The 23344-nt window shown below is 39.3% G+C and carries 26 protein-coding genes; 22 read left to right on the top strand and 4 right to left on the bottom strand.

Annotated elements, in window-relative coordinates:
• Positions 1–28 precede the first annotated feature (28 nt).
• From atpB to JNUCC52_RS10805, 21 genes are all read left to right on the top strand, one after another.
• On the top strand, positions 29–739 hold the full coding sequence (atpB, locus tag JNUCC52_RS10905; RefSeq protein WP_139860291.1) for a F0F1 ATP synthase subunit A: 711 nt from the start codon (positions 29–31) through the stop codon (positions 737–739).
• 63 nt (positions 740–802) lie between these two features.
• The gene (atpE, locus tag JNUCC52_RS10900; RefSeq protein WP_004269474.1) at positions 803–1027 is read left to right on the top strand and encodes a F0F1 ATP synthase subunit C; all 225 of its coding nucleotides are present in this window, start codon (positions 803–805) and stop codon (positions 1025–1027) included.
• Between the two features lie 177 nt (positions 1028–1204).
• Entirely contained in the window at positions 1205–1723 is a 519-nt protein-coding gene (gene atpF, locus JNUCC52_RS10895) for a F0F1 ATP synthase subunit B (RefSeq protein WP_024362902.1), read from the top strand.
• Complete coding sequence (locus JNUCC52_RS10890; RefSeq protein ID WP_173478607.1) at positions 1720–2256, top strand: F0F1 ATP synthase subunit delta; 537 nt, start codon at positions 1720–1722, stop codon at positions 2254–2256. Before atpF ends, JNUCC52_RS10890 begins: the two co-directional genes overlap by 4 nt.
• A 28-nt stretch (positions 2257–2284) precedes the next feature.
• Positions 2285–3793 (top strand): F0F1 ATP synthase subunit alpha, encoded by a 1509-nt coding sequence (gene atpA / locus JNUCC52_RS10885; protein WP_173478606.1) that lies wholly within the window; start codon positions 2285–2287, stop codon positions 3791–3793.
• Between the two features lie 49 nt (positions 3794–3842).
• A complete protein-coding gene (atpG, locus tag JNUCC52_RS10880) occupies positions 3843–4700 on the top strand; it encodes an ATP synthase F1 subunit gamma (RefSeq protein ID WP_173478605.1) in 858 nt (285 codons plus the stop codon).
• Between the two features lie 49 nt (positions 4701–4749).
• Positions 4750–6165 (top strand): F0F1 ATP synthase subunit beta, encoded by a 1416-nt coding sequence (atpD, locus tag JNUCC52_RS10875; RefSeq protein WP_173478604.1) that lies wholly within the window; start codon positions 4750–4752, stop codon positions 6163–6165.
• Positions 6166–6189: 24 nt separating this feature from the next.
• Positions 6190–6597: a F0F1 ATP synthase subunit epsilon gene (locus JNUCC52_RS10870; protein ID WP_173478603.1), complete on the top strand. Its 408-nt coding sequence runs from the start codon at positions 6190–6192 to the stop codon at positions 6595–6597.
• A gap of 58 nt (positions 6598–6655) precedes the next feature.
• Complete coding sequence (locus JNUCC52_RS10865; protein WP_173478602.1) at positions 6656–6895, top strand: DUF1146 family protein; 240 nt, start codon at positions 6656–6658, stop codon at positions 6893–6895.
• 397 nt (positions 6896–7292) lie between these two features.
• Positions 7293–8606, top strand: a complete 1314-nt coding sequence (murA, locus tag JNUCC52_RS10860) for a UDP-N-acetylglucosamine 1-carboxyvinyltransferase (RefSeq protein ID WP_173478601.1) — start codon at positions 7293–7295, stop codon at positions 8604–8606.
• Positions 8607–8747: 141 nt separating this feature from the next.
• Positions 8748–9689, top strand: coding sequence for a stage II sporulation protein D (gene spoIID, locus JNUCC52_RS10855; protein WP_173478600.1), 942 nt, complete (start codon positions 8748–8750; stop codon positions 9687–9689).
• A 37-nt stretch (positions 9690–9726) separates the two neighbouring features.
• Positions 9727–10383, top strand: coding sequence for a M23 family metallopeptidase (locus JNUCC52_RS10850; RefSeq protein ID WP_173478599.1), 657 nt, complete (start codon positions 9727–9729; stop codon positions 10381–10383).
• Between the two features lie 134 nt (positions 10384–10517).
• Positions 10518–10778 carry a sporulation transcriptional regulator SpoIIID gene (locus JNUCC52_RS10845; protein WP_004269485.1) on the top strand — a complete coding sequence of 87 codons (261 nt, stop codon included), beginning with the start codon at positions 10518–10520 and terminating at the stop codon, positions 10776–10778.
• Between the two features lie 167 nt (positions 10779–10945).
• The gene (locus tag JNUCC52_RS10840) at positions 10946–11941 is read left to right on the top strand and encodes a rod shape-determining protein (protein ID WP_173478598.1); all 996 of its coding nucleotides are present in this window, start codon (positions 10946–10948) and stop codon (positions 11939–11941) included.
• A gap of 21 nt (positions 11942–11962) precedes the next feature.
• Positions 11963–12796, top strand: a complete 834-nt coding sequence (locus JNUCC52_RS10835) for a flagellar hook-basal body protein (protein ID WP_337982094.1) — start codon at positions 11963–11965, stop codon at positions 12794–12796.
• Between the two features lie 25 nt (positions 12797–12821).
• Positions 12822–13661 (top strand): flagellar hook-basal body protein, encoded by an 840-nt coding sequence (locus JNUCC52_RS10830; protein ID WP_173478596.1) that lies wholly within the window; start codon positions 12822–12824, stop codon positions 13659–13661.
• A 38-nt stretch (positions 13662–13699) separates the two neighbouring features.
• Entirely contained in the window at positions 13700–13984 is a 285-nt protein-coding gene (locus JNUCC52_RS10825; protein WP_337982093.1) for a DNA-directed RNA polymerase subunit beta, read from the top strand.
• Between the two features lie 225 nt (positions 13985–14209).
• Positions 14210–14653 carry a 3-hydroxyacyl-ACP dehydratase FabZ gene (fabZ, locus tag JNUCC52_RS10820; RefSeq protein ID WP_173478594.1) on the top strand — a complete coding sequence of 148 codons (444 nt, stop codon included), beginning with the start codon at positions 14210–14212 and terminating at the stop codon, positions 14651–14653.
• Positions 14654–14812: 159 nt separating this feature from the next.
• A complete protein-coding gene (locus tag JNUCC52_RS10815) occupies positions 14813–15196 on the top strand; it encodes a hypothetical protein (RefSeq protein WP_173478593.1) in 384 nt (127 codons plus the stop codon).
• A 109-nt stretch (positions 15197–15305) separates the two neighbouring features.
• Positions 15306–15695, top strand: a complete 390-nt coding sequence (locus JNUCC52_RS10810; RefSeq protein WP_173478592.1) for a hypothetical protein — start codon at positions 15306–15308, stop codon at positions 15693–15695.
• 398 nt (positions 15696–16093) lie between these two features.
• The gene (locus JNUCC52_RS10805; protein WP_337982092.1) at positions 16094–16246 is read left to right on the top strand and encodes a hypothetical protein; all 153 of its coding nucleotides are present in this window, start codon (positions 16094–16096) and stop codon (positions 16244–16246) included.
• A 257-nt stretch (positions 16247–16503) separates the two neighbouring features.
• Here JNUCC52_RS10805 and JNUCC52_RS10800 read toward each other — a convergent pair whose 3' ends face one another.
• Complete coding sequence (locus tag JNUCC52_RS10800) at positions 16504–17475, bottom strand: nuclease-related domain-containing protein (RefSeq protein ID WP_337982091.1); 972 nt, start codon at positions 17473–17475, stop codon at positions 16504–16506.
• Positions 17476–17568: 93 nt separating this feature from the next.
• Positions 17569–17994 (bottom strand): YwpF family protein, encoded by a 426-nt coding sequence (locus JNUCC52_RS10795; protein WP_337982090.1) that lies wholly within the window; start codon positions 17992–17994, stop codon positions 17569–17571.
• Between the two features lie 300 nt (positions 17995–18294).
• Here JNUCC52_RS10795 and JNUCC52_RS10790 point away from each other — a divergent pair, with 300 nt between their 5' ends.
• Positions 18295–18717, top strand: a complete 423-nt coding sequence (locus JNUCC52_RS10790) for a single-stranded DNA-binding protein (RefSeq protein ID WP_139860761.1) — start codon at positions 18295–18297, stop codon at positions 18715–18717.
• A 267-nt stretch (positions 18718–18984) separates the two neighbouring features.
• Here the strand turns inward: JNUCC52_RS10790 and JNUCC52_RS10785 are convergent, their stop codons facing one another.
• Both JNUCC52_RS10785 and JNUCC52_RS10780 read right to left on the bottom strand, forming a co-directional pair.
• Positions 18985–21756, bottom strand: coding sequence for a DEAD/DEAH box helicase (locus tag JNUCC52_RS10785; RefSeq protein ID WP_337982089.1), 2772 nt, complete (start codon positions 21754–21756; stop codon positions 18985–18987).
• Complete coding sequence (locus tag JNUCC52_RS10780) at positions 21753–23327, bottom strand: hypothetical protein (protein ID WP_173478588.1); 1575 nt, start codon at positions 23325–23327, stop codon at positions 21753–21755. The genes JNUCC52_RS10785 and JNUCC52_RS10780 overlap by 4 nt, the downstream gene beginning before the upstream one ends.
• Positions 23328–23344: the final 17 nt, after the last annotated feature.

The raw sequence follows: 23344 nt of genomic DNA, 5'->3' as shown, positions 1-23344 counted from the left end.
TTATTAGAAAGAGAGGTGAAAAATAACAATGAATCATGAAGCTCCGTTAGTAACCATAGGTTTTTTAACATTTAACTTATCTACAGTGATGATGTTACTAGTTGCAGCAATAGTCGTATTTTTAATCGCTGTTATCTCAACTAGAAACTTAAAGTTAAAACCGACTGGTATGCAAAACTTTATGGAATGGATTATGGATTTCGTAAAGAATATCATCAAAAGCAACATGGACTGGAAAACTGGTGGACGATTCCACATTCTAGGTATCACACTTATTATGTTTATCGCAGTATCTAACTTATTAGGTCTTCCATTCTCTATCGTCTATGACCATGAACTTTGGTGGAAATCGCCAACAGCTGACCCAACGGTTACAATGACTCTTGCAACAATGATTTTAGTATTATCTCAATACTATGGTATCAAAATGAAGGGTACAGGCCATTATGTTGGTACGTTCTTCAAACCAATGTCATTTATGTTCCCACTAAAAATTATTGAAGAGTTTGCGAACACTTTAACATTAGGTCTGCGTCTTTACGGTAACATTTATGCAGGTGAAATTTTACTTGCATTAATCGCAGGTTTAGCCGTATCAGGTCCTTTAGGGTTCGTAGGTGCAATTGTTCCTATGATGGCATGGCAAGGTTTCTCTATTTTCATCGGCTTTATCCAAGCCTTTATCTTCACAATGTTAACAATGGTTTACATGGCTCATAAAGTGAGCGATGACCATTAATATAAAGCATAAAATTTATGCTTGAACCAAAAAAACAAACAATTCCAAGGAGGAAATTTTAAAATGACAGGTTCATTAGGTTTATTAGCAGCAGCAATCGCAATCGGTTTAGGTGCACTTGGTGCAGGTATTGGTAACGGTCTTATCGTATCAAAAACAGTTGAAGGTATCGCTCGCCAACCAGAAGCTCGTGGCGTTCTTCAAACTACTATGTTCATCGGGGTTGCATTAGTTGAAGCATTACCGATCATCGCAGTAGTAGTAGCATTCATCGTAATGAACAAATAATTCAGTTGTATACTGAATTTTACTAGTGGCGAAGCAGGATTCTCCAGATGAAACTTCGCCCTTCATTTTGGAACTGATAAAAGCTATGTGCAAATATAGCTTTTTAAAATAGGTAAGTTTTTAAGTATTACAAACTAATATGTTGAAGTTAAAGCTCTTGAAGGGAGTGAAACAATCGTGTTTTTAGACAATCTTGTACTAGGTGCAGGTGGAGGATTTAATGGTGGAGATATCGTCTCAACATTAGTCATCTTCTTAGTATTAATGCTTCTACTTAAAAAGTTCGCTTGGGGTCCATTAATGGGCATTATGCAACAACGTGAAGAATTAGTAGCTAGTGAGATCGAAGCAGCTGAAAAAGCTCGTAAAGATTCGCACAAATTTTTAGAAGAACAAAAAAGTCTTCTTAAAGAAGCTCGTACGGAAGCACAATCGATTGTTGAGGGTGCTAAGAAGCAAGGCGAAATGCAAAAAGAAGAAATTCTTACAGCAGCTCGCAATGAAGCTAACCGCTTAAAAGAATCGGCTTTACGTGAAATCGAGTCTGAAAAAGAAAAGGCTATCGCAGCTGTACGTGATGAAGTCGTTTCATTATCTGTACTTGCAGCATCTAAAGTCCTTAGCAAAGAGATTTCTGAGGCAGACAACCGTGCTCTAATTGAAGAGACGATTGCGAAGGCAGGGGAAGCTCAATGAGTAATTCAACTGTAGCAAAGCGTTACGCTCAAGCTCTATTTGAAATTGCGCAACAAAAAAATATTCTTGCAGAAGTTGGGGCAGACTTAAACGAGTTAACAAAAGTTGTTACACAATCTCCTGATTTTTTAACACTTTTAAACGCGCCTAAGTTCTCTATCGAACGCAAGAAACAAATGGTAGCTGAAATCTTTGCAAGTGCAACGCCAGAAGTTTTACACACAGTTCAACTACTTGTAGAGAAAAAACGTGTAAACGAAGTGAAGCTAATTGCAAACGCATATGCTGAGCTTGCTGCACAGGCACAAGGTTCTGCAGATGCAACTGTATTCTCAACTCGTGAACTTTCTGCTGAAGAAAGCGCTAAAATTTCTGCGGCATTCTCTAAACTTGTTGGGAAACAATCATTAAACATTACAAACGAAATCGATCCTTCATTAATAGGTGGTATTCGTGTTCAAATCGGTAACCATATTTATGATAGCTCAGTAGTGAATAAACTTGAGCGTCTAAAACGTGAATTAATCGGTTAATAATTTAGAAATGTGAGAGGTGACATACATGGGCATCAAGGCTGAAGAAATCAGCAGTCTGATTAAACAACAGATTGAGAATTATGAATCTGAACTTAAAGTAAGCGAAGTTGGTACAGTTATCCGTATTGGTGACGGTATCGCTCTTGCTCATGGCCTCGACAACGCCATGGCTGGAGAGCTTCTAGAGTTCTCTAACGGTGTTATGGGTATGGCTCAAAACCTAGAAGAAGGTAACGTTGGTATCGTTATCTTAGGTCCATACACAGACATCAAAGAAGGCGATGAAGTTCGTCGTACAGGTCGTATTATGGAAGTACCAGTTGGTGAAGAACTAATTGGCCGTGTTGTAAACCCACTAGGTCAACCAGTGGATGGACAAGGTCCAATCAACACAACTAAATCTCGTCCAATCGAAAGCCCAGCTTTCGGTGTAATGGCTCGTAAATCAGTACACGAACCACTACAAACTGGTATCAAAGCGATTGACGCACTTGTACCAATCGGTCGTGGTCAACGTGAGTTAATCATTGGTGACCGCCAAGTTGGTAAAACATCTGTAGCAATCGATACAATCCTTAACCAAAATGACCAAAACATGATCTGTATCTATGTTGCAATTGGTCAAAAAGAATCTACTGTACGTGGTGTAGTAGAAACTTTCCGTAAACATGGCGCTTTAGATTACACAATCGTTGTGACAGCATCAGCTTCTCAACCAGCTCCATTATTATTCTTAGCACCATTCGCTGGTGTATCTATGGCAGAGGAATTCATGTTACAAGGTAAACACGTATTAATCGTGTATGATGATCTTTCTAAACAAGCATCAGCTTACCGTGAACTTTCACTTCTTCTACGCCGTCCTCCAGGTCGTGAAGCTTACCCTGGTGACGTTTTCTACTTACACAGCCGCTTATTAGAACGTGCTGCGAAGTTAAATGAAACATATCAAAATGGTTCAATCACAGCTCTTCCATTCGTTGAGACACAAGCTGGGGATATCTCTGCATACATCCCAACTAACGTTATCTCAATCACTGATGGACAAATTTTCTTACAATCTGACTTATTCAACTCAGGTGTACGTCCAGCGATTAACGCCGGTCTTTCTGTATCACGTGTAGGTGGATCTGCTCAAATTAAAGCGATGAAAAAAGTTGCGGGTACACTACGTCTTGACTTAGCTGCATTCCGTGAGCTTGAATCTTTCGCTCAATTCGGTTCAGATTTAGATAAAATCACACTTGCTAAACTTGAGCGTGGTAAACGTACGGTTGAAGTTCTTAAACAAGACCTAAACAAACCACTTAAAGTTGAAAAACAAGTTGCAATCCTTTATGCATTAACTAAAGGTCACTTAGATGATATTCCAGTTCAAGATATCGTTCGTTTTGAATCTGAATTCTTAAGCTGGTTAGATACAAACCACACAAACGTTTTAGATCATGTTCGTACTACTAAAGAACTTGCTCCTGACGCGGAATACGTAGCAGCTTTAACTGCATTCAAAAAAACTTTCGCTAAATCAGAATAAGTAAGAAAAATAGTCGCTTGATTAAAAAACAAAAGGTGGTGAAATACCAGTGGTAAACTTACGCGAAATAAAAGGTCGTATTAATTCAACAAAGAGTACGAAACAAATTACGAAAGCGATGCAGATGGTTTCTTCTTCAAAGTTACGTCGTGCAGAGCAAAACGCTAAAGCTTACGTTCCTTACATGGAAAAAATTCAGGACGTAGTAGGCGCTATCGCTTCAGGTACAAAAGACAGTGGACATCCAATGTTAACTGCACGTCCTGTTAAGAAAACAGCTTACTTAGTCATTGGTTCTGACCGTGGTCTTGCAGGTGCTTACAACTCAAGTATCCTTCGTCAAGTGCAACGTACAATCAACGAGCGTCATAAATCAAAAGACGAATACGTTGTGTTAGCAGTAGGTCGTGTTGTTCGTGATTACTTTGTGAAACGTGATCATAATGTTATTAGCAGTGTAGTTGCTCTTCCTGACCAACCGTCATTTGCTGATATTAAAGAAATCGCTCGTAATGCTGTTGGTATGTTCATTGACGGTACGTATGATGAGCTTTATATGTACTACAATCACTTTGTTAGCGCTATCGCTAATGAAGTGACAGAGAAAAAACTTCTTCCATTAACTGATATTGCAACTGTAAGCAGTAAAGCTTCTTATGAATTCGAGCCATCTGGTGAAGCAATTCTTGAAGTATTACTTCCACAATATGCGGAAAGCCTAGTTTACGGCGCATTATTAGATGGAAAAGCAAGTGAACATGCTTCTCGTATGACTGCTATGAAAAATGCAACTGATAACGCATCTGATCTTATCGGAGATCTTTCATTGCAATATAACCGTGCACGTCAAGCAGCAATTACACAAGAAATTACAGAAATCGTTGGTGGGGCTGCAGCCTTAGAATAGGCTCAGCTCACCAATGTCGTATAAGAATACGATAGGAGGGTACACAGTAATGAATAAAGGACATGTTATTCAAGTAATGGGTCCAGTTGTTGACGTAAAATTCGACAATGGCCAATTACCAGCAATCTATAACTCATTAACAGTTAAGATTGAACGTCCTAATGAAGAACCAACAACTCTTGCATTAGAAGTTGCACTTCATTTAGGTGATGATTCTGTTCGTACAATTGCAATGTCATCTACTGATGGCTTACAACGTGGAGCAGAAGTAACAGACTCAGGAAAAGCTATCTCAGTACCAGTTGGTGAAGTGACTCTTGGTCGTGTATTCAACGTATTAGGAGAAGTAATCGACTTAGGTGAAGAAATTCCAGCTGATGCTCGTCGTGATTCAATTCACCGCGAAGCACCAACTTTCGATGAGCTTTCAACTTCAGTTGAAATCCTTGAAACAGGTATCAAAGTAGTAGACTTATTAGCACCATATATTAAAGGTGGTAAAATCGGTCTATTCGGTGGTGCAGGTGTAGGTAAAACTGTATTAATCCAAGAATTAATCAACAACATCGCACAAGAGCACTCAGGTATCTCTGTATTCGCTGGTGTAGGTGAGCGTACTCGTGAAGGGAACGACTTATTCTTCGAGATGAGCGATTCAGGCGTTATCAAGCAAACAGCGATGGTATTCGGTCAAATGAACGAGCCACCAGGCGCACGTATGCGTGTAGCTTTAACTGGTCTTACAATGGCAGAATACTTCCGTGATGAGCAAGGTGCAGACGTACTTTTATTCATCGACAATATCTTCCGTTTCACACAAGCAGGTTCAGAGGTTTCTGCCCTATTAGGTCGTATGCCTTCTGCGGTAGGTTACCAACCAACACTTGCTACTGAAATGGGTAAATTACAAGAACGTATCACATCTACTAACAAAGGATCTGTAACTTCTATTCAAGCGATCTATGTACCAGCCGATGACTATACTGACCCGGCTCCAGCTACAACTTTCGCCCACTTAGATGCAACTACTAACCTTGAGCGTAAATTATCTGAAATGGGTATCTACCCTGCGGTTGACCCATTAGCTTCGACTTCTCGTGCATTATCACCAGAAATCGTAGGCGCTGAGCACTACGCAGTAGCAACTGGCGTACAACGTACAATCCAACGTTACCGTGAATTACAAGATATCATTGCTATCTTAGGTATGGATGAGTTATCTGATGAAGATAAACAAACAGTTGAACGTGCTCGTCGTATTCAATTCTTCTTATCTCAAAACTTCCACGTTGCGGAACAATTCACTGGTCAAAAAGGTTCTTACGTTCCTGTTAAAGAAACGGTTCGTTCATTCAAGGAAATCCTTGATGGTAAACACGATCACCTACCAGAAGATGCTTTCCGTTTAGTTGGTTCTATTGAAGAAGTAGTTGAAAAAGCGAAAAGCATGGGCGTAGAGGTTTAATACTAGGGACGAGGAGGAAAAAATATGAAGACAGTTACAGTCAATATTGTCACTCCCGACGGCCCAGTATACGATTCTGAAGTATCAATGGTAATCGCGAAAACAACTTCTGGTGAGATTGGTGTTCTTGCTGGCCATATTCCAATGGTTGCTCCACTTGCAATTGGTGCAGTGAAGCTGAAAAAAGAAGACGGTTCTACTGAAGTTGTAGCTGTAAGCGGTGGTTTCATTGAAGTTCGTCCAGAAAAGATCTCAATTTTAGCACCTTCTGCTGAAATTGCTGAAGATATCGATGTTCAACGTGCTAAAGAAGCCGTTAAACGTGCTGAAGGACGAATTCAAAGCAAACAAGATAACATTGATTTCAAACGTGCTGACCTAGCATTAAAACGTGCGTTGAATCGTATCAACGTTCATGAGGGTAATATCTAATTCAATTTTTAACGGGCAGATTCAATATCTGCCCGTTTTTTAAATGGAGGAACACGATGTGGAAATTTATGAAGCAGTAGGGCAAGAAGCTTTAATGGGAATTCTATCGCATCTATTTTTTATTGCTATCACATTTTACGCTTTGCAAGCCTTCATGTTAGAAAAACTATTTAAGAAAAATAAAGTATTTCAAATACAGTTGATCTATATTTTGTTAAGCATTGCGATAGGCACAGCAGTTTCTAATTTCTTTCTTCAAATTTCAAGCTGGTCTGGAAAACTTCCGTACTTATTTTAAATTTAGCGAGATAAACATAATACGTAGACGGAAGCATAACTTTATAGGTACATATTTCGAAGGGCTCCATAAGATAACTTATGTGGTCCTTTGAAATATGTACAAAAGAGGTTTAGCAATCCATATAAACGGATATATTTTAGTCACGAACTTTCATTATGTATAAGAGAATTACATTTTTTACCGTGTTATTGGTCATTCACAAAAAAAAAAATAATGCGTACAATAAATAAATAGCAAAATATCAATAAATGCATTAAAATAGTGATTTGGACGCTTGAACGAGCGTGTGAAAAGTTGTACTATAAAGTTGTTTGTTTACTGATTATGACATTATACATCTTTTTTTAAAATAAATTTTCGATAGGTTAAGAGATTGAATTCGGAGGGACGTAGGGTGGATAAAATTATAGTGACTGGCGGCCAAAAGCTACAGGGAAAAGTTCGTGTAGAGGGCGCAAAAAATGCAGTGTTACCAATCCTGGCAGCAGCTTTACTTGCTTCAAAAGGAGAAAATGTAATTAAAGAAGTCCCTAATTTAGCAGATGTTTATACCATAAATGAAGTACTAAAAAGTCTAAACGCTGATGTTACATATATACCAGAAGACAATATTGTATATATAGACGCAACAAAGGATCTTTCAAGTGAAGCTCAATTTGAATTTGTTAGTAAAATGCGTGCATCAATTTTAGTAATGGGCTCTTTACTTGCTCGTAATGGCTTTGCACGTGTAGCTTTACCGGGTGGTTGTGCAATCGGTTCACGTCCAATAGAATTACATTTAAAAGGCTTTGAGGCAATGGGTGCAAAAATTTCATTTGGGCACGGGTATGTGGAAGCGAAGGTAGAGGGTCGTTTACAAGGTGCGAATGTGTATTTAGATTTCCCAAGTGTTGGAGCTACAGAAAATATTATGACAGCAGCATCTCTAGCAAAAGGAACGACTGTTATTGAAAATGCAGCAAAAGAACCTGAAATCGTAGATCTTGCTAACTTCATTAATAGTATGGGAGGCCGTGTTATTGGTGCAGGTACGAATACGATTCGTATAGAAGGTGTCGACACATTATATGGAATTGAACATCACATTATACCAGACCGTATAGAGGCAGGTACATTTATGGTAGCTGCTGCGATAACAAAAGGTGATGTAACGATAGAAAATGCTGTGCCTGAGCATATGACGGCTCTAATAGCTAAAATGCGTGAAATGGGCGTAGAAATTACAGAGCTAGATGAAGGTATACGCGTACATGTACCAAGTACATTAAAAGCTGTAGACATTAAAACAATGCCACATCCAGGATTCCCAACGGATATGCAATCACAAATGATGGCATTAATGTTAACTGCAGAAGGTACGAGTATTATTACCGAAACTGTTTTTGAAAACCGTTTTATGCACGTAGAAGAGTTTCGTCGCATGAATGCAGGCGCAAAAATAGAAGGCCGCTCTGTCTTTATCGAAGGACCTGTAGACTTACAGGGAGCTGAGGTAATGGCTACAGATTTACGAGCTGCCGCTGCATTAATTTTAGCTGGTCTTGTATCAGAAGGTATTACGAGAGTTACAAAGCTTCATCACTTAGATCGTGGTTATGTAGATTTCCATGGGAAATTAGCTTCACTTGGCGCTAATATTGAACGTGTAACAACGATGGAAGTTGTACAAAAAGAAAAAGCATCTTTGGAATTACCAACAAACTAACGCTAATGAAATCTCTTTGCTTATGATAAGCAAAGAGATTTTTTGTTATTAAATCGAAATCTACTCTTTAAAACAAGATAATGAGACTTTTACGTTTAGTAGAACACTCATATATTAAAGAAATCTCGCATATTATTCCTTATGAAAAAATGGATAATGAGTATTGCTGTTATTTGTTTAATTGGCACATTATATATGCTGCCTTTAGCATTCAGTGAGAGACGAACAGAAGACAATGTTAAAGCTCCACAAACGACGGAAAAAGCCTGTGAAATATTCATAGAAGTGGAGGGACAACAAGAAAGAATTCCTTTAGAAACGTATATAGTTGGTGTAGTTGCAGCTGAAATGCCTGTTTCTTTCCATAAGGAAGCTTTAAAAGCACAAGCAATTGCTGCAAGGACATATGCTCTGAAAACGACAAATTACGGCAAGAATGCCATTGCACCTACTGTTGCAAGGCAAGTTTTCTATAATAAGGAACAAAGAAAAGCAAATTGGACTAGCAATTTCCCGGGAAATGAAAAGAAAATTGTCGAAGCTATTACAGAAACTCAAGGACAAGTTCTTCTATATGATAATGAATTAATCACGGCAATGTTTCACTCAACGAGCAATGGAAAAACAGAGAGTGCTTATGGCTACAGTGGTAACGACTTGCCATATTTACAAAGCGTCGCAAGTATATCCGATCAAACTTCTCCAAAGTTTGCAACAATAGAAGAATGGACATTAGCCGAATGGAATGCCTTATGGTCGATTAAATGGCAGGCGGCAGATTTTAATCGTATTCAAGTGTTCCTTAATGATTCAGGACGTGTAGAGCGGCTACAAATGGGGAACAACGTGTGGTCTGGGAGAGAGGTTCGAACACTCTTACAATTACCGTCGACAGATTTTAAGATTACCTATAGTAAGGACACAGGAAAAGTTCAAGTAGCAACGAAAGGATATGGTCACGGAGTCGGTATGAGTCAATATGGTGCAAATGCGATGGCGACCGAAGGAAAGACCGCCTCAGAAATTTTACACTATTATTATCAACAAGTTGAGATAAAAAAAATAGATGCATGTTTAAAATAGCTTTTAGTTGTTCACACTGCAACTAGAGGTGATGAAAATGAGAGAGGATAAAAATAGTAAAACTTCTCAAAATGAAAAAGGACAATTGCAGAAAAAACCTTGGTTTTGGCCGGTAGTATACGGTGGAGGTGCGTTAGTGTTAGCAGGTTTGTTATTTGGTTACAATAGTCTCGTATCAAAAGAAGAGGCGCCATTACCAGATCTAGCACAAGTTGACCCAGGTCCAGTAGTTGAAACAAATGCACGAACAGAAACAATGAAGTATCCATTCAAAGAAGCAGACTTTAGTAAAGTACAAGTTTCACAGGAATTTTATGAAGTAGAAGCCAATGAAGAGTCGCGTGAAAATGCACTAATGGTATTCAATCAAACTTTTACAACTTCATCAGGCATTTCTCTTTCTATGAATGGAGAGGAATTCGAAGTAGTTGCTGCGTTGAGTGGTAAAGTACTAGAAGTAAAACTAGATGCGTTCACAGGCAATAAAATCGTTATTGAACATGCAAATGGTTTGCAAACAAATTACAGCTCTGTGAAGGACATTGTCGTTAAAGAAGGCGATGAAGTTGCACAAGGTCAGGCACTTGGTAAAGCGACTGACAATGAGTGGAATCAAGCAGCTGGCGTTCACATGCATTTTGAAGTTCTAGAAAACGGGAAATATATCAATCCTAAAAAATTACTAGCATTTTAAAAAAATCAGCATTTTAACGAGAAAGTGCAAAACGTGTTCTGAATAGCTTTGTCCCCACATAAGGTGAAGAAATGCGCAGACGTGCATCTGATGCCAAAGCCATTTTGTGAAATTGTGTGGAAAGGACGAAGAACGTGCACGAGCACATTCGGAAGCGCTGCATACGCCTCGGTGAACTACTGATTGAGACGCGTGAAACTGTGCGTGTCCTCGCGAAAATGACAGGTTACTCAAAAAGTACGGTGCATAAAGATTTAACAGAGCGATTACCAACAATTCATGAAGGATTAGCTGATCAAGTGAAAGAGATTCTCGCCTACCATAAAGCCGTACGTCATATTCGTGGAGGAGAGGCAACGAAAAACAAGTGGAAAGAAAGAGCGAGTCAAGAATGATTCGTTCTTTTTTTGTACTTTGCTACTTGTGTACATATAATTGTAGGAAAACAAGCGGATTAACTAAATTTAGGTGAAATTACCAATGGGGTGTGATAAAATATTCTAGATAAATAGACAATAGGAACGTTATGTAGTTTGAACTGGCGGGAAGGAGAATTTTAAAAATGTTTTCGAAGGATATAGGCATTGACTTAGGAACTGCGAACGTATTGATTCACGTAAAAGGTAAAGGAATCGTCCTTAATGAACCTTCAGTGGTAGCAATAGATAAAAAGACAAACAAAGTTTTAGCTGTAGGAGAAGAAGCTCGTCAAATGGTGGGGCGTACGCCTGGTAATATAACTGCAATTCGACCATTACGTGATGGAGTAATTGCAGATTTTGATGTTACTGAAGCGATGCTTAGACATTTCATCAATAAATTAAATTTAAAAGGATTTTTATCTAAACCACGTATTTTAATTTGCTGCCCAACAAACATTACTAGTGTAGAGCAAAAAGCTATTCGCGAAGCCGCTGAAAAATCTGGTGGTAAAAAAGTATATTTAGAGGAAGAACCAAAAGTTGCGGCAATCGGTGCAGGAATGGATATTTTCCAACCAAGTGGCAATATGGTAGTTGATATCGGTGGTGGAACTACAGATATTGCAGTACTTTCAATGGGTGACATTGTAACAAGTGAGTCTATTAAGGTAGCGGGCGACGTTTTTGATAATGATATTTTGCAATATATTAAAAAGGAATATAAATTGCTAATCGGTGAGCGTACAGCAGAAGCAATCAAAATAACAATCGGTACTGTATTTAAAGGTGGACGTAACGATTCAATGGATATTCGTGGTCGAGATATGGTAACAGGCTTACCTCGTACTATTACGATTCATTCTGAAGAAATCGAGCGTGCATTACATGAATCGGTAGCAATGATCGTACAATCAGCTAAAAACGTGTTGGAAAAAACACCGCCTGAGCTGTCAGCGGATATTATTGATCGCGGTGTAATTATTACTGGTGGTGGCGCATTGCTACACGGTATGGACCAACTATTAATCGAAGAATTAAAAGTACCAGTCTTTATTGCTGAATACCCTATGGACTGTGTGGCAATTGGCACTGGTATTATGCTAGAAAATATTGACCGTGTTCCAGCATCCCTATAAAAATACAATGAGGTGATTCCTTTGTTCAAAGGGTTTTATACAGTAGCAACAGGTATGATAGCACAACAAAGACGAACAGAATTACTGACAAACAACCTATCAAACGCAAATACGCCTGGATATAAAGCTGATCAATCCACAATTCGTTCATTTCCAGATATGCTAATGTCGAGCGTAGGTAAAACAAATGCACCTGCCAATCAGCAAGCAGGCTCGCAGTATATGAGCCAAGTTGGTGCGTTAAATACAGGAATTTATATGCAAGAAACATTGCCAAATTACATACAAGGTCAAATCTATAGTACGGATTTAACAACAGATATGGCCCTAATTGATGGATACTTACCGCAAAATGAAGATGGTGTTACTGGCTCAATTTTCTTCCGTTTAGCACATCCAGACGGTGGAGAAGCCTATACGCGTAACGGGAATTTTACATTAGATGGTCAAGGCTATTTAGTAAATGCGCAAGGACTTTACGTATTATCAGAAACTGGACAACGCATCCAGCTACCAAATGATGATTTCCGTCTGGATCAAGACGGCACTATTTTTGTAAACAACCAGCAAGTAGCACGTGTAGGTGTATCATTTGCTGTCAATCCGAACATGCTAGTCAAACAAGACAATGGCTTAATTCGTACAGAAAATGGAGCGGCTTTACCTACTGCTTACGGCGCAAATGGCGTATCGTTTACATTAGGTCAAAATTATTTAGAACGCTCTAACGTAGATTCTGGTCGCACAATGACAGACTTAATGACAGCGTATCGAGCTTTTGAAGCAAACCAAAAAGTGTTGCAGGCTTATGATCGTAGTATGGAAAAGGCTGTTAACGAAATCGGCAAACTATAATTAGGCGAACAGGAGGCGTATTCTCATGCTACGAACAATGATTACCGCAACGAATACAATGGGCCAATTGCAAAATAAACTAGATACAATTAGTAATAACATTGCTAACAGTGGTACACATGGCTATAAAGCACAACAAGCTACGTTCAATGAACTCATGTACCAGCAATTTAATAATGATACAAAGGATCCTACAGCGCGCCAATCACCAGTAGGTATACGCTACGGCTCTGGCGCAATGCTTGGCCAAATTCAAACAAATCATAAGCAAGGTTCCCTTCAAACAACAGACCGTGACCTTGATTTAGCTTTTACGAAGCCAAAACAATATTTCAACATTTTAATGCCAGATGGTGAAAATGGTACGAAAACAGTGTATACTCGTCAAGGTGACTTTTATTTATCACCTTTAAATAATGGGACGGTAATGCTTGTTAATACAGATGGCTATCCAGTAGCTGATGCAAATGGACAGCCTATAACATTACCTGATAATGTAAAAGGATTTGCTGTTCGCGATGGAGGCTCGTTAGAAGCAACATATCCGAATGGAGATATTATTCGTACGGATCTCGCTGTAACGGAATTCCAAAAGCCACAGCTAATGGAGCATGTATCTGGCACATATTTAGGCTTACCGAATAACTTAGCGGAGCTAGGATTTGCACAAGCTGAAGTTGTAACAGATTTACAAGGCGCAAATCGTCAGCAAATCGGCATGCAAAATGGTACACTCGAATTATCGAATGTAAACTTGTCGAAGGAAATGACAGATTTAATTGAAACGCAACGTGCTTATCAATTTAATGCAAGAGCCGTAACACTAGCTGACCAAATGCTAGGGCTAATTAATGGCATTAGATAGGTACATGTTTGAGTAAGTAATGAAGGGGTACAATATCTATGACAAACGATTCACGTCGACGTTCTGTGCCGACACAAGAAACCGATACGCCACCAGAAGAAAAGGGACGTCGCTCAAATGGAGAGCTACGCGAGGTTCGATGGGTGCAAATACGGCTGATTCCGATTTGGTTACGTGTTGTACTTGTTCTTGTTTTAATCATTGTGGCTGCTATTTTAGGTACGATGGTTGGCTACAGTGTGATTGGTCAAGGAAAAGCAATGGATGTCTTTAATTTAGAAACATGGCGGCATATATTTGACATAATGAATGGTAAAGAATAATAATATTCTTTACCATACTTTGTGTTTCACATAAAAAGGTTTAATACTGTAACTGTACTTCAAATGCGCGCTATTGGATGAAGACAACGGCGAATTGTGTTTGAGACGCTCATTCTGTTGGCCAAGCTAGCTCGTTGCTTGCTAAATGGAGTGGACTCAGGATTGGACGTTCGGTACATATTTTATGTAAAAAACCAACTTACATACTCAAGAGGGGGAAAAGAAATGTTAACAGCAGAACAAATTCAAGCAATTTTACCACACCGTTATCCTTTTTTATTCGTAGATCGTATTGTGGAATTAGAGGAAGGCAAGCGTGCGGTAGGTTTCAAAAATGTCTCAATTAACGAAGATTTCTTTAATGGACATTTTCCAGGATATCCAGTGATGCCAGGTGTTTTAATTGTTGAGGCATTGGCACAAGTTGGTGGGGTAGCCTTATTAAAGTCTGAACAATATCAAGGACGTTTAGTGTTTTTAACGGGCATTGATAATGCACGTTTTAAGCGTCAAGTAGTACCAGGCGATCAGCTTAAATTAGAAGTGGAATTCATTAAATTGCGCGGTTCAATGGGTAAAGGACACGGAATTGCGACTGTTGATGGCGAGCTTGTTTGTGAGGCAGATATTTTATTTGCAATAGGGCCAGAGCAACCAAAACAACCTTAATTTGCAATTATAGGCTAAAAGTTATAAAATAATCTTGTCGAATAGTGTTCTTATTATTAATTTTTTTTGACAGAAATTAGTATAGTTTTAATAATACGATGGAATTGTATTGAAATACATGAGATTTTAGGTTTTTTAAAAAGTAGGAGGATTATATAGATGTATAAGGAATTGTCTTCAGGTGTTAAAATTAGCATTACGCGTTCGATTTCAACATCTTTTGAATCATACTTAGCAAGTATTGGTTGGGAAGAAGAACGCTTTTCTATGGAAGACTTCATTGCTAGCTGGCAGTCTTATTTTCAGGAAAATGCCGCTTGGATCGAAAAAATCCCAGCCGATGTTTTGATGAGTACTGAATTCCATGAAGAAATGGCACAAAAAATCGATGAAGTAATTGCAAAAATTTTAAATGAAGAACCAACTGCTAAGCAGATCGAAACAATCGATGCTTTACAAAAAGAGCTAGGTACAAACTATACCTATAACTGTAAAGCAGAAGCAGCTTATATTGAGCAGTTGCTAAAAGAAAAACAAAAATAGTTTGTACAAAAATCGGATAGTTCCCTCCTTTCCCGGGCAATCTATGTAGGATCACAAATGCACAAGTTGTATTTGCTGACATAGTACTCAAGAGAGGAGGTTTTTTAATATGTGGAAAATGTCTTTTTTAACCATTATTCTTGCTACAGTATTCCTTGGAGGTTGTAACTGGGGTAACAATGCAGCGAATGAAACCCCAATGGAAGACGTGAAGAACGACGTTCGAGAAGGTGTTAACGATGTGGAAGATGTTGTAGATCCAAATCGAAATCATGATGTCTATGATCGTGATGTAAACAACAACACTCGTGGCACAGTGAACGACGGTACAGTAAATGATGGCACAGTAAATGAAAGCACTGTAATGCCTGAAGCAACAACACCTGGCTCAAATGCGGATGTAAATGGCTCAAATGGCTATGATAACGTTCCAAATGCAAACGGTGTTGATAGAAACAACAATACTGTCAACGAACGTAATACTATGACTACTCCATAAATACAAAAAGTGATTCCGTCAAACGGAATCACTTTTTTTATCGAAGCAGGGGTGAGATTCCGCGGAGCAAAGGCGAGGGTAGGATTCCGCGGAGCAGAGGTAGGATTCCGCGGAGCAGGGGTAGGATTCCGCGGAGCAGATGTGAGGGTAGGATTCCGCGGAGCAGATGTGAGGGTAGGATTCCCGCGAAGCAAGGGTGAGATTCCGCGGAGCAGAGGTGAGATTCCGCGAAGCAGAGGTAGGATTCCGCGAAGCAAGGGTAGGATTCCGCGAAGCAGGGCCGTGATTCCGCGGAGCAGAGGTAGGATTCCGCGGAGCAGATGTGAGGGTAGGATTCCGCGAAGCAGGGGAGAGATTCCACGGAGCAGATGTGAGGGTAGGATTCCCGCGAAGCAAGGGTGAGATTCCGCGGAGCAGAGGTAGGATTCCGCGGAGCAGAGGTAGGATTCCACGGAGCAGAGGTAGGATTCCACGGAGCAGAGGTAGGATTCCGCGGAGCAGAGGTGAGATTCCGCGAAGCAGAGGTAGGATTCCGCGGAGCAGGGCCGTGATTCCGCGAAGCAGAGGTAGAATTCCGCGGAGCAGAGGTAGAATTCCGCGAAGCAGGGGAGAGATTCCACGGAGCAGATGTGAGGGTAGGATTCCCGCGAAGCAAGGGTGAGATTCCGCGAAGCAAGGGTGAGATTCCGCGGAGCAGGGGAGAGATTCCGCGAAGCAGAGGTAGGATTCCGCGGAGCAGAGGTAGAATTCCGCTATGTATGAAGTACACCTCAAAAAAATCTTATGCGGACCTCCGCATAAGATTTGGTCAAAAGAATTGCTTCATATATTTTGTTAAATTATCTGGGAGATGGTAGACGCGATTTTTAGTTGTACCAATGCTAGGGAAATGAAATTTTCGCAACAAGCGATTTGCTGCATCACTCGATTCAATCCTAAAGAATGTACGCAATTGACTATTGGTAATAGTCCGACTCACAAGCAATTGATAATCTTGTAGCGCCTCTGCAAAAATCTCTACGCTATTATGTCGACATACTGAACATTTCCAAATGCCTCGATAATACAACATTTGATTTTTATAGTTGCATTTTGGACAAAGTACTCCGTGACGGAAGCGCGAAGAATCTATACGGGTTAATAACTTTTGGGGTTGATGTTGAGCACGAATGAGCTGCACAAAACGGGTTAGTTGCTCATCCGTTAATATGGGTTTGGTGTATTTTTTTAATAGACTTTGAATATGACTCTGGAGTCCGGATACATGGAAAATAGGAACAGTATTCGGATGGTTTACAATGATTGCGGAAGGATTAGAAAAAATAACAGCACCTTCAATAGGGAGAGAATAATTTTCAGATATAATTTTAATAAATCGAATATGACGTTGAATTTGAGTAATAGCATTTGGAAAGCCTTCTACTGTTCCATCAGGTTTTGTTCGTGTACATTGATATGTAGTACCATCAAAGTCTAGCTTTCCGTTAATATTCTTAATTTCCACAACTAATATGAAATGCTTGCAAATAAAGAGTGTATCAAGTTGATGAAAGTGATTGGCTGTATTTGCAAGCAATACATTATGCAATACGAAAAAAGTATTTGGACATACTATCTCCTCCCATTCTTTATCGACTCTTTGTTCACCAGCAAAACCAGCATCAAGCCTTCGAAATTGTTCCATAAAGTAGCCTGCCTCAGGATCTTGCTCCCGAAGTCGTCTTAATAAAGCTTCGAGCCATAATAATTTTAACGGCTTTTCTCGGATGACAGTATTCATGTAATTCACCCCTTTTTACACCATATTTTATCCAAAAACGAAAACTTGTCCAGCAAAAAAACGATACGTTAAACAACGTATCGCTACATAAAATTAATCATTTTTTAGTTTTGGTCGTTCTTTCATACCTTTTGAGAAGCGGTCTAGTAACTCTACTTGTGAAACACCCTCTGTTAGGAGATCGGCTAGTAATTGTTCCGCGTATTTTGAACGCTTAATTTTTAAAGTACCTTTTAAAAGCACAGAGATATGTTCACCAATTTCCTGCACAGTATGAACGACAACCCGAAATGGCGCTGGTTCATTGTCGGGGAATGAAATAACTGCTCGCACATTAAATACTGTTGCATTCGCTAATAACTCATCAAAAATTGGTCGATATTTCCGATCGATAAACAGTTCAAGAATCCAAGATTGATGGCTGTTTTCCTGGTTAATAATAATGCCATCGACTAAAGGAAATGTTTGTATGCCCTCTTGAGTGACAAGGTCAAAGGAAAGCATTTTAAATGTTTTCATTATGTATCCTCCTAAGTCGGTCATTCATTTTAGTATAACATAATCAATTACAGCTTGTTGTTGTTGAGACTGTTCCGTTACTACTTCATTAAATATGCAAAATTTAATTTTTAAGGAATACACACTTTCACCTACGGCCACCAAGTTTCTACTCTGAAAAAATTCCAACAAATAAAAAATAAAATGGTGAAAAATAAATTTTCAGTTTGAATATTGCTCCAAAAATTTATAATCGACTTTTGCCAATGGGGATTGCCATCTTGTAAGATGAGAGCAATTAAAAGCAAAGGAGGTGAATGGATGAATCAAGTCGGACTGGTTGGAAGATTAACAAAGGATCCTGTGTTACGACAACTATCAAGAAATCGCGTGCAATCTCATTTTTCCCTCGCCATTAATCGCAATTACAAAAACAGCCGTGGGGAAGTGGAAACTGACTTTATACTTTGTACAGTATGGGGAAAGCTGGCAGAGCATATCGTTAGATTTTGCGGAAAAGGCTCACTAATTGGGATCAATGGGCGAATTCAGTCCAGATCATTTATGAATGAAGAAAGCACAAAAATTTATATAACTGAGGTAGTTGTTGAGGATGTCCGCTTTTATAGGCTGAAGCCACCAGATAGTAAAGCGTGTGCAGTACCGCCATCGTCATCCGTCGATCAGGAGATTCTGAACGATTTTGTGTTGCCAGAAAAAGAGTTGCAATTACCAGTAGTATAACCGACTAATGCAATACATACGGAGCAATGCTAAAACATTTTTTATTCGCCATTCTCCTATAAAAATGCTAAGCATGCACCGTAATTAATATTTATGAGAAAGGGGAGCTGTGGACTTTCAAAAATACCTGTTATTGCTGAAGACCGCACAGCAATAAACATTTCACACAACTAAATATTAGAAGTAAGTAGGAAAGAAGAAAAACATTGTTCACTGTTATGTTGCTAATTAAAAGAGCGCCAAGAACGTTTAGCTCTTGGCGCATCTTTAAGATATATTATAATCCAGTGTTATTAAATCGCGTAGTTCATCATCGTCTAGCTCTGTTAACCACTGGCTCGATTGAATAAGTTCTTCTGATAATGCAGATTTCTGCGCAAGCATTTTATCAATTTTTTCCTCAATCGTCCCAATAGTCACAAACTTATGCACTTGCACAAATTGAGTTTGCCCAATTCGGTATGCTCGGTCTGTTGCTTGATTTTCAACAGCAGGGTTCCACCAACGATCGGCGTGCAAAACATGGTTTGCAGCTGTTAAGTTTAATCCCGTTCCTCCAGCTTTTAATGAGAGGATAAATATAGGGAATTCACCTGCCTGGAAAGCCTCCACTAATCGGTCACGTTGCTGTTTAGGCATCGCACCAGTTAAAAATGGCGCATCAACATTATATACTTCACTGAAACAATGCTGTAGTAATTGTCCCATGCCAATGTACTGTGTAAAAATAAGACATTGTTCACCATTATCCACGATTTCCGCTGCCATGTTGACGATTCGCTCTAGCTTGACGGACCGTGTAAGCATCGTTGCAGCATCCTCGAAAGGTTCCTTTAAATACAGTGCAGGATGATTACATAATTGCTTCAACTTACTGAGCATCTTTAAGACACGGCCTTTCTTTTGAAAGCCTGTTAATTGCTCTAGCTGATCAAGTGTTTCTAAAATGTAGCCCTCATACAGTGATGCTTGTTCTGCAGTTAATGCACAATATGCATGGGACTCTTGCTTATCAGGCAAATTAAGCTGTAAATTTGGATCTCGCTTAGTACGGCGAAGTAAAAACGGTTGAATTTTTGCACGTAACTTTTGCTTATGTGATTCTGATTCATCACGTTCAATCGGTAATATAAATTCTTCATTAAAGCGTCCGAAGCTACCTAAATACCCTTTATGAATAAAATCAAAAATAGCCCAAAGCTCCGATAATCGGTTTTCAACAGGTGTACCTGTTAGAGCAATATGGTGCCTACCATGTAATTTTCGTATCGAACGAGATTGTAATGTCTGCATATTTTTTATATTTTGTGCTTCATCTAGAACAACAGTTGCCCAATCGATTTCTTGTAAAAATTCTGCATCCTGTGACACTGTTCCATAAGTTGATAAAATAACATGTGGCTTTTCTTGTTCGATAAGTCTTACAAATGCCTCTTCTTTCGTCCGATTTGCCTGATAATGCGTATGCACAATCAACGATGGAGCAAAACGAGCAAGCTCTTTTTGCCAGTTACCAAGTACTGAAGTCGGACAAATAATGATGGTTGGTTCTTTGGCATCCGTTGTTTCATAGACATGTAGCAAATAAGAAATAAGTTGAACGGTTTTTCCAAGTCCCATGTCATCAGCTAGACAGGCACCAAAACCTTGTTCGCGCATAAAAATAAGCCATTCATAACCTTCTTGCTGATAGGGACGTAAGCTAGCATTTAATGAAAGGGGAACAGGCACTGGTGGAAGACCTTTCTTTTCGTGCAGCTGCTCCATATAAGATTTTAAAGATTGCTGTAACTCAAAGGCAAAAAGTGGATCGTCTCGCATTGCATCATCAGCATCTTCTTCTTCCTCTAGCGGAGATAAGTCTTCAGGTAGCTCACGGAATAAAAGCTCACGAACAGTCCAACTTTCATCTTCAGCCTGTTGCATTAAAGCGCGCATTTCTTGCATCCAGTTGGCATCCACTCGGAACCATTCTGTCCCTATGCGTATGAACTCTCGTTTTTCATCGACTAGCTTTTTAAATTGCTCTGCTGATATCGTTTCACCATTCATTGAAAATTGCCATTTGAACGTCAATATGTCATCAAGTCCAGCAACTTTTTTCGTTGAGATATTACCTGTGCTAACTCGCACACGAATTTTTGACTGTTTTAAATCTTTTAGCCATGCTGGTAGCACAACATCAAAACCAAGGGCCTGTAAACGTGCTAAGTCTTCTCGTAGAAATTTACGTACCTCTAAATCGTCGAGTGTAACATGAATAAAAATATTAGGTTGTATATCCTCAATTGAAAGTAGCTCCACAATTTGTGTTTGTTGTTGCTCAATATCCAGCGCAAATGGCTGCCATTTAGTTGGTAATGCATCGACTAATGGTAGTAATTTTTTACGAACAGCAGGTGTCCAATAATTTTTTGTTGAAGCGGTACTAAGAACTGTTTCCAAAAGCCAAACATCGGAATCTTCCTCAGGCTCACTTAAACGTAGCGAAACAGTAACAGCGCCAGCTTGTCGATCCTGTTCTAAAGGCCAGCCACCACGTAAGAAAAATGGGAGTAGCTTCGGTACATCCGACACAAGAAGTCCAGCATGAGCAAGTTTTTGCTGTACAGCTACTTCAAGTAACGCAGAATCTTCACTTTCTATAGAAAATGATAGCGATGAAAAATCATCTGCAATAACTACATGCGACCAAAGTAAAGGATCTTGCCAATATTGCTGTAAATTTTGTGCTTGTTCTATCATCGCACTACTTTCCTCATTAATCCCTTGCCAATGGATAAATGGATGACTGTAGCGCGCAGAAAAGATATCGAGTAGTTCTGCAGTAGAAATATCGATGGAAAGTTCTGTACGATTGGTCATTAAGCCATAAGTATTTGCCTCATAGTTGAAAAATAATGAAGAAATAAGTGTCTCTACCTCTATTGCGGTACCACTTGCAGTAAAGCCCTGCACCGTATAATTGCCATTCTGAGCTGATTCAATGCGTAACTGTAGTCTTTTTGTAAACGGAGAGGGAGCATCTAATGTCATCATACTAAGTTTCCTTTCTCAATCTCTTCCTGTAGTGCACGAAGTCGTTTATATTCTGCACGGATTGTTTGCATGTATGTTTCAAAATAAGCCACTTTACCTGCTCGTTTTGCTGCACTTCGCATACTTTTCCATATACGTACAGCTTGTTTATAATTCATACGTGATTTTTGAGTAATCTCTGCCATTGCATAAACATGATACAACGGTAAAACTGCTGCAGGCGCTATGTGTAACACATCTTTTAGACCACACATTTCTAAATAAGAAAACGATGAAACATTTAATTGATGTAATGCCGCCCAATCTCGGTAGCGTTCTTTTCGAATAAGGAAGAATGAATATGGCTGTAAACCGTATACACCGAACGCACTATACAATGTCGTTTCTTCCTCCTCGGTCAATTGGATATCTTCATATAATAGTTGGAATTGTCGTACATATTGCGCTCGCTGTACGACTGGCACAGTTTCTTGTAAAAAAGCTTCGGCAAATGGGAGCATCGCACGCAAAATTAATGCTTGTGAATGTGACTCGCCAGCACGCTTTGCAAAAGTAGCTAATTCGAACAAGTCTTGCATCTGAGATAATGAAACCTGTGCAATACTTTCCTGTAATAATTGTTCTTTTTGTAATAGCACATAAAATATGAGCTTTAACGATTGTAAAGAAATCTCGGGTGGCAAATTTTCAAGCTTGCTAATAAGCATTAGCTCTTGTTCGCGTCGAGGCTTCTCATAAAAAAGCACTGCCCAAAGCAGCATGTAGATTTGTAGTCGATTGGCAAATAGCCCTTCACGTTCAAGTAAAAAGTTTCGGACGATTTGCTGAAGTGCATCATAAAATGGATCCGTTGCAAAAAGTCGAGAGCGATTCGTTAATTCAGTCAGTATACTTTCGAATGATTGCACACTTTGATCGATAAAGTATTTCATATAGGGTGAATCTAACGAATGACCCTGTGTATTGTTTAAATGACGCCAAATCGCATTCAAGATGGACAGCTCTATAAATAGCTTATAGATTGGTTGCCACTCGCGTTCAAATGGCATATGTTTGCGAAGTCGCTCCAATGCATCAGAACGAATTGCTGAAAGTCCGTAGCCTTCTAAAATGCGACCAGACGGTAATAGACGTTTCATTACTTCATCAACCATCATCTGCCAGCTTTCAGGGCTTCGTTCCTCAGCCAATGATTTTAACTGTACTGATTTTTGGGAACGCCAAGCACTTGACCAGTTTTGGACCGAATCAAAGTACTGATAGAGGGCAAGTAGTGCGCCAACCTGATGTCGACACCATTTTTGTTGGGGACAGTTACAGCTTAAAGTCCCGTGAGCAAAATCAATTTCTACAGTTGCAGGTCTTACATCCTGTACGCTTGCATATAATATAGAACTTGCTCCATTAAAACGATCAAATACGATAGATTTGTTACGTACAGAAAAAACTGCACGGCGCACAAGTTCCTCGTCTTCGCTTGAGGACGGATGTAAATCCTGCTCAGCTTCTTTTAATTTAGCAAGTATAAATTGTTGATGTTCCTTAGCTAGTTGCGAAATAGACAAAGCCATAACCTCACTCCTCTCAA

This window comes from Lysinibacillus sp. JNUCC-52, from assembly GCF_015999545.1.
In the GTDB taxonomy this organism is placed as follows: Bacteria; Bacillota; Bacilli; order Bacillales_A; family Planococcaceae; genus Lysinibacillus.
This window is presented reverse-complemented; position numbering and strand designations above follow the sequence as displayed.

Excerpts from the sequence above, each read along its gene's own strand:
- JNUCC52_RS10795 (WP_337982090.1), bottom strand. The coding sequence starts at position 17,994 with ATGAAAACATTTAAAATGCTTTCCTTTGACCTTGTCACTCAAGAGGGC.
- JNUCC52_RS10870 (WP_173478603.1), top strand. The coding sequence starts at position 6,190 with ATGAAGACAGTTACAGTCAATATTGTCACTCCCGACGGCCCAGTATAC.
- JNUCC52_RS10825 (WP_337982093.1), top strand. The coding sequence starts at position 13,700 with ATGACAAACGATTCACGTCGACGTTCTGTGCCGACACAAGAAACCGAT.
- JNUCC52_RS10830 (WP_173478596.1), top strand. The coding sequence starts at position 12,822 with ATGCTACGAACAATGATTACCGCAACGAATACAATGGGCCAATTGCAA.
- atpB (WP_139860291.1), top strand. The coding sequence starts at position 29 with ATGAATCATGAAGCTCCGTTAGTAACCATAGGTTTTTTAACATTTAAC.
- JNUCC52_RS10785 (WP_337982089.1), bottom strand. The coding sequence starts at position 21,756 with ATGATGACATTAGATGCTCCCTCTCCGTTTACAAAAAGACTACAGTTA.
- spoIID (WP_173478600.1), top strand. The coding sequence starts at position 8,748 with ATGAAAAAATGGATAATGAGTATTGCTGTTATTTGTTTAATTGGCACA.
- fabZ (WP_173478594.1), top strand. The coding sequence starts at position 14,210 with ATGTTAACAGCAGAACAAATTCAAGCAATTTTACCACACCGTTATCCT.
- JNUCC52_RS10850 (WP_173478599.1), top strand. The coding sequence starts at position 9,727 with ATGAGAGAGGATAAAAATAGTAAAACTTCTCAAAATGAAAAAGGACAA.
- JNUCC52_RS10810 (WP_173478592.1), top strand. The coding sequence starts at position 15,306 with ATGTGGAAAATGTCTTTTTTAACCATTATTCTTGCTACAGTATTCCTT.
- atpD (WP_173478604.1), top strand. The coding sequence starts at position 4,750 with ATGAATAAAGGACATGTTATTCAAGTAATGGGTCCAGTTGTTGACGTA.
- JNUCC52_RS10815 (WP_173478593.1), top strand. The coding sequence starts at position 14,813 with ATGTATAAGGAATTGTCTTCAGGTGTTAAAATTAGCATTACGCGTTCG.
- JNUCC52_RS10800 (WP_337982091.1), bottom strand. The coding sequence starts at position 17,475 with ATGAATACTGTCATCCGAGAAAAGCCGTTAAAATTATTATGGCTCGAA.
- JNUCC52_RS10790 (WP_139860761.1), top strand. The coding sequence starts at position 18,295 with ATGAATCAAGTCGGACTGGTTGGAAGATTAACAAAGGATCCTGTGTTA.
- atpE (WP_004269474.1), top strand. The coding sequence starts at position 803 with ATGACAGGTTCATTAGGTTTATTAGCAGCAGCAATCGCAATCGGTTTA.
- JNUCC52_RS10840 (WP_173478598.1), top strand. The coding sequence starts at position 10,946 with ATGTTTTCGAAGGATATAGGCATTGACTTAGGAACTGCGAACGTATTG.
- JNUCC52_RS10890 (WP_173478607.1), top strand. The coding sequence starts at position 1,720 with ATGAGTAATTCAACTGTAGCAAAGCGTTACGCTCAAGCTCTATTTGAA.
- JNUCC52_RS10780 (WP_173478588.1), bottom strand. The coding sequence starts at position 23,327 with ATGGCTTTGTCTATTTCGCAACTAGCTAAGGAACATCAACAATTTATA.
- atpA (WP_173478606.1), top strand. The coding sequence starts at position 2,285 with ATGGGCATCAAGGCTGAAGAAATCAGCAGTCTGATTAAACAACAGATT.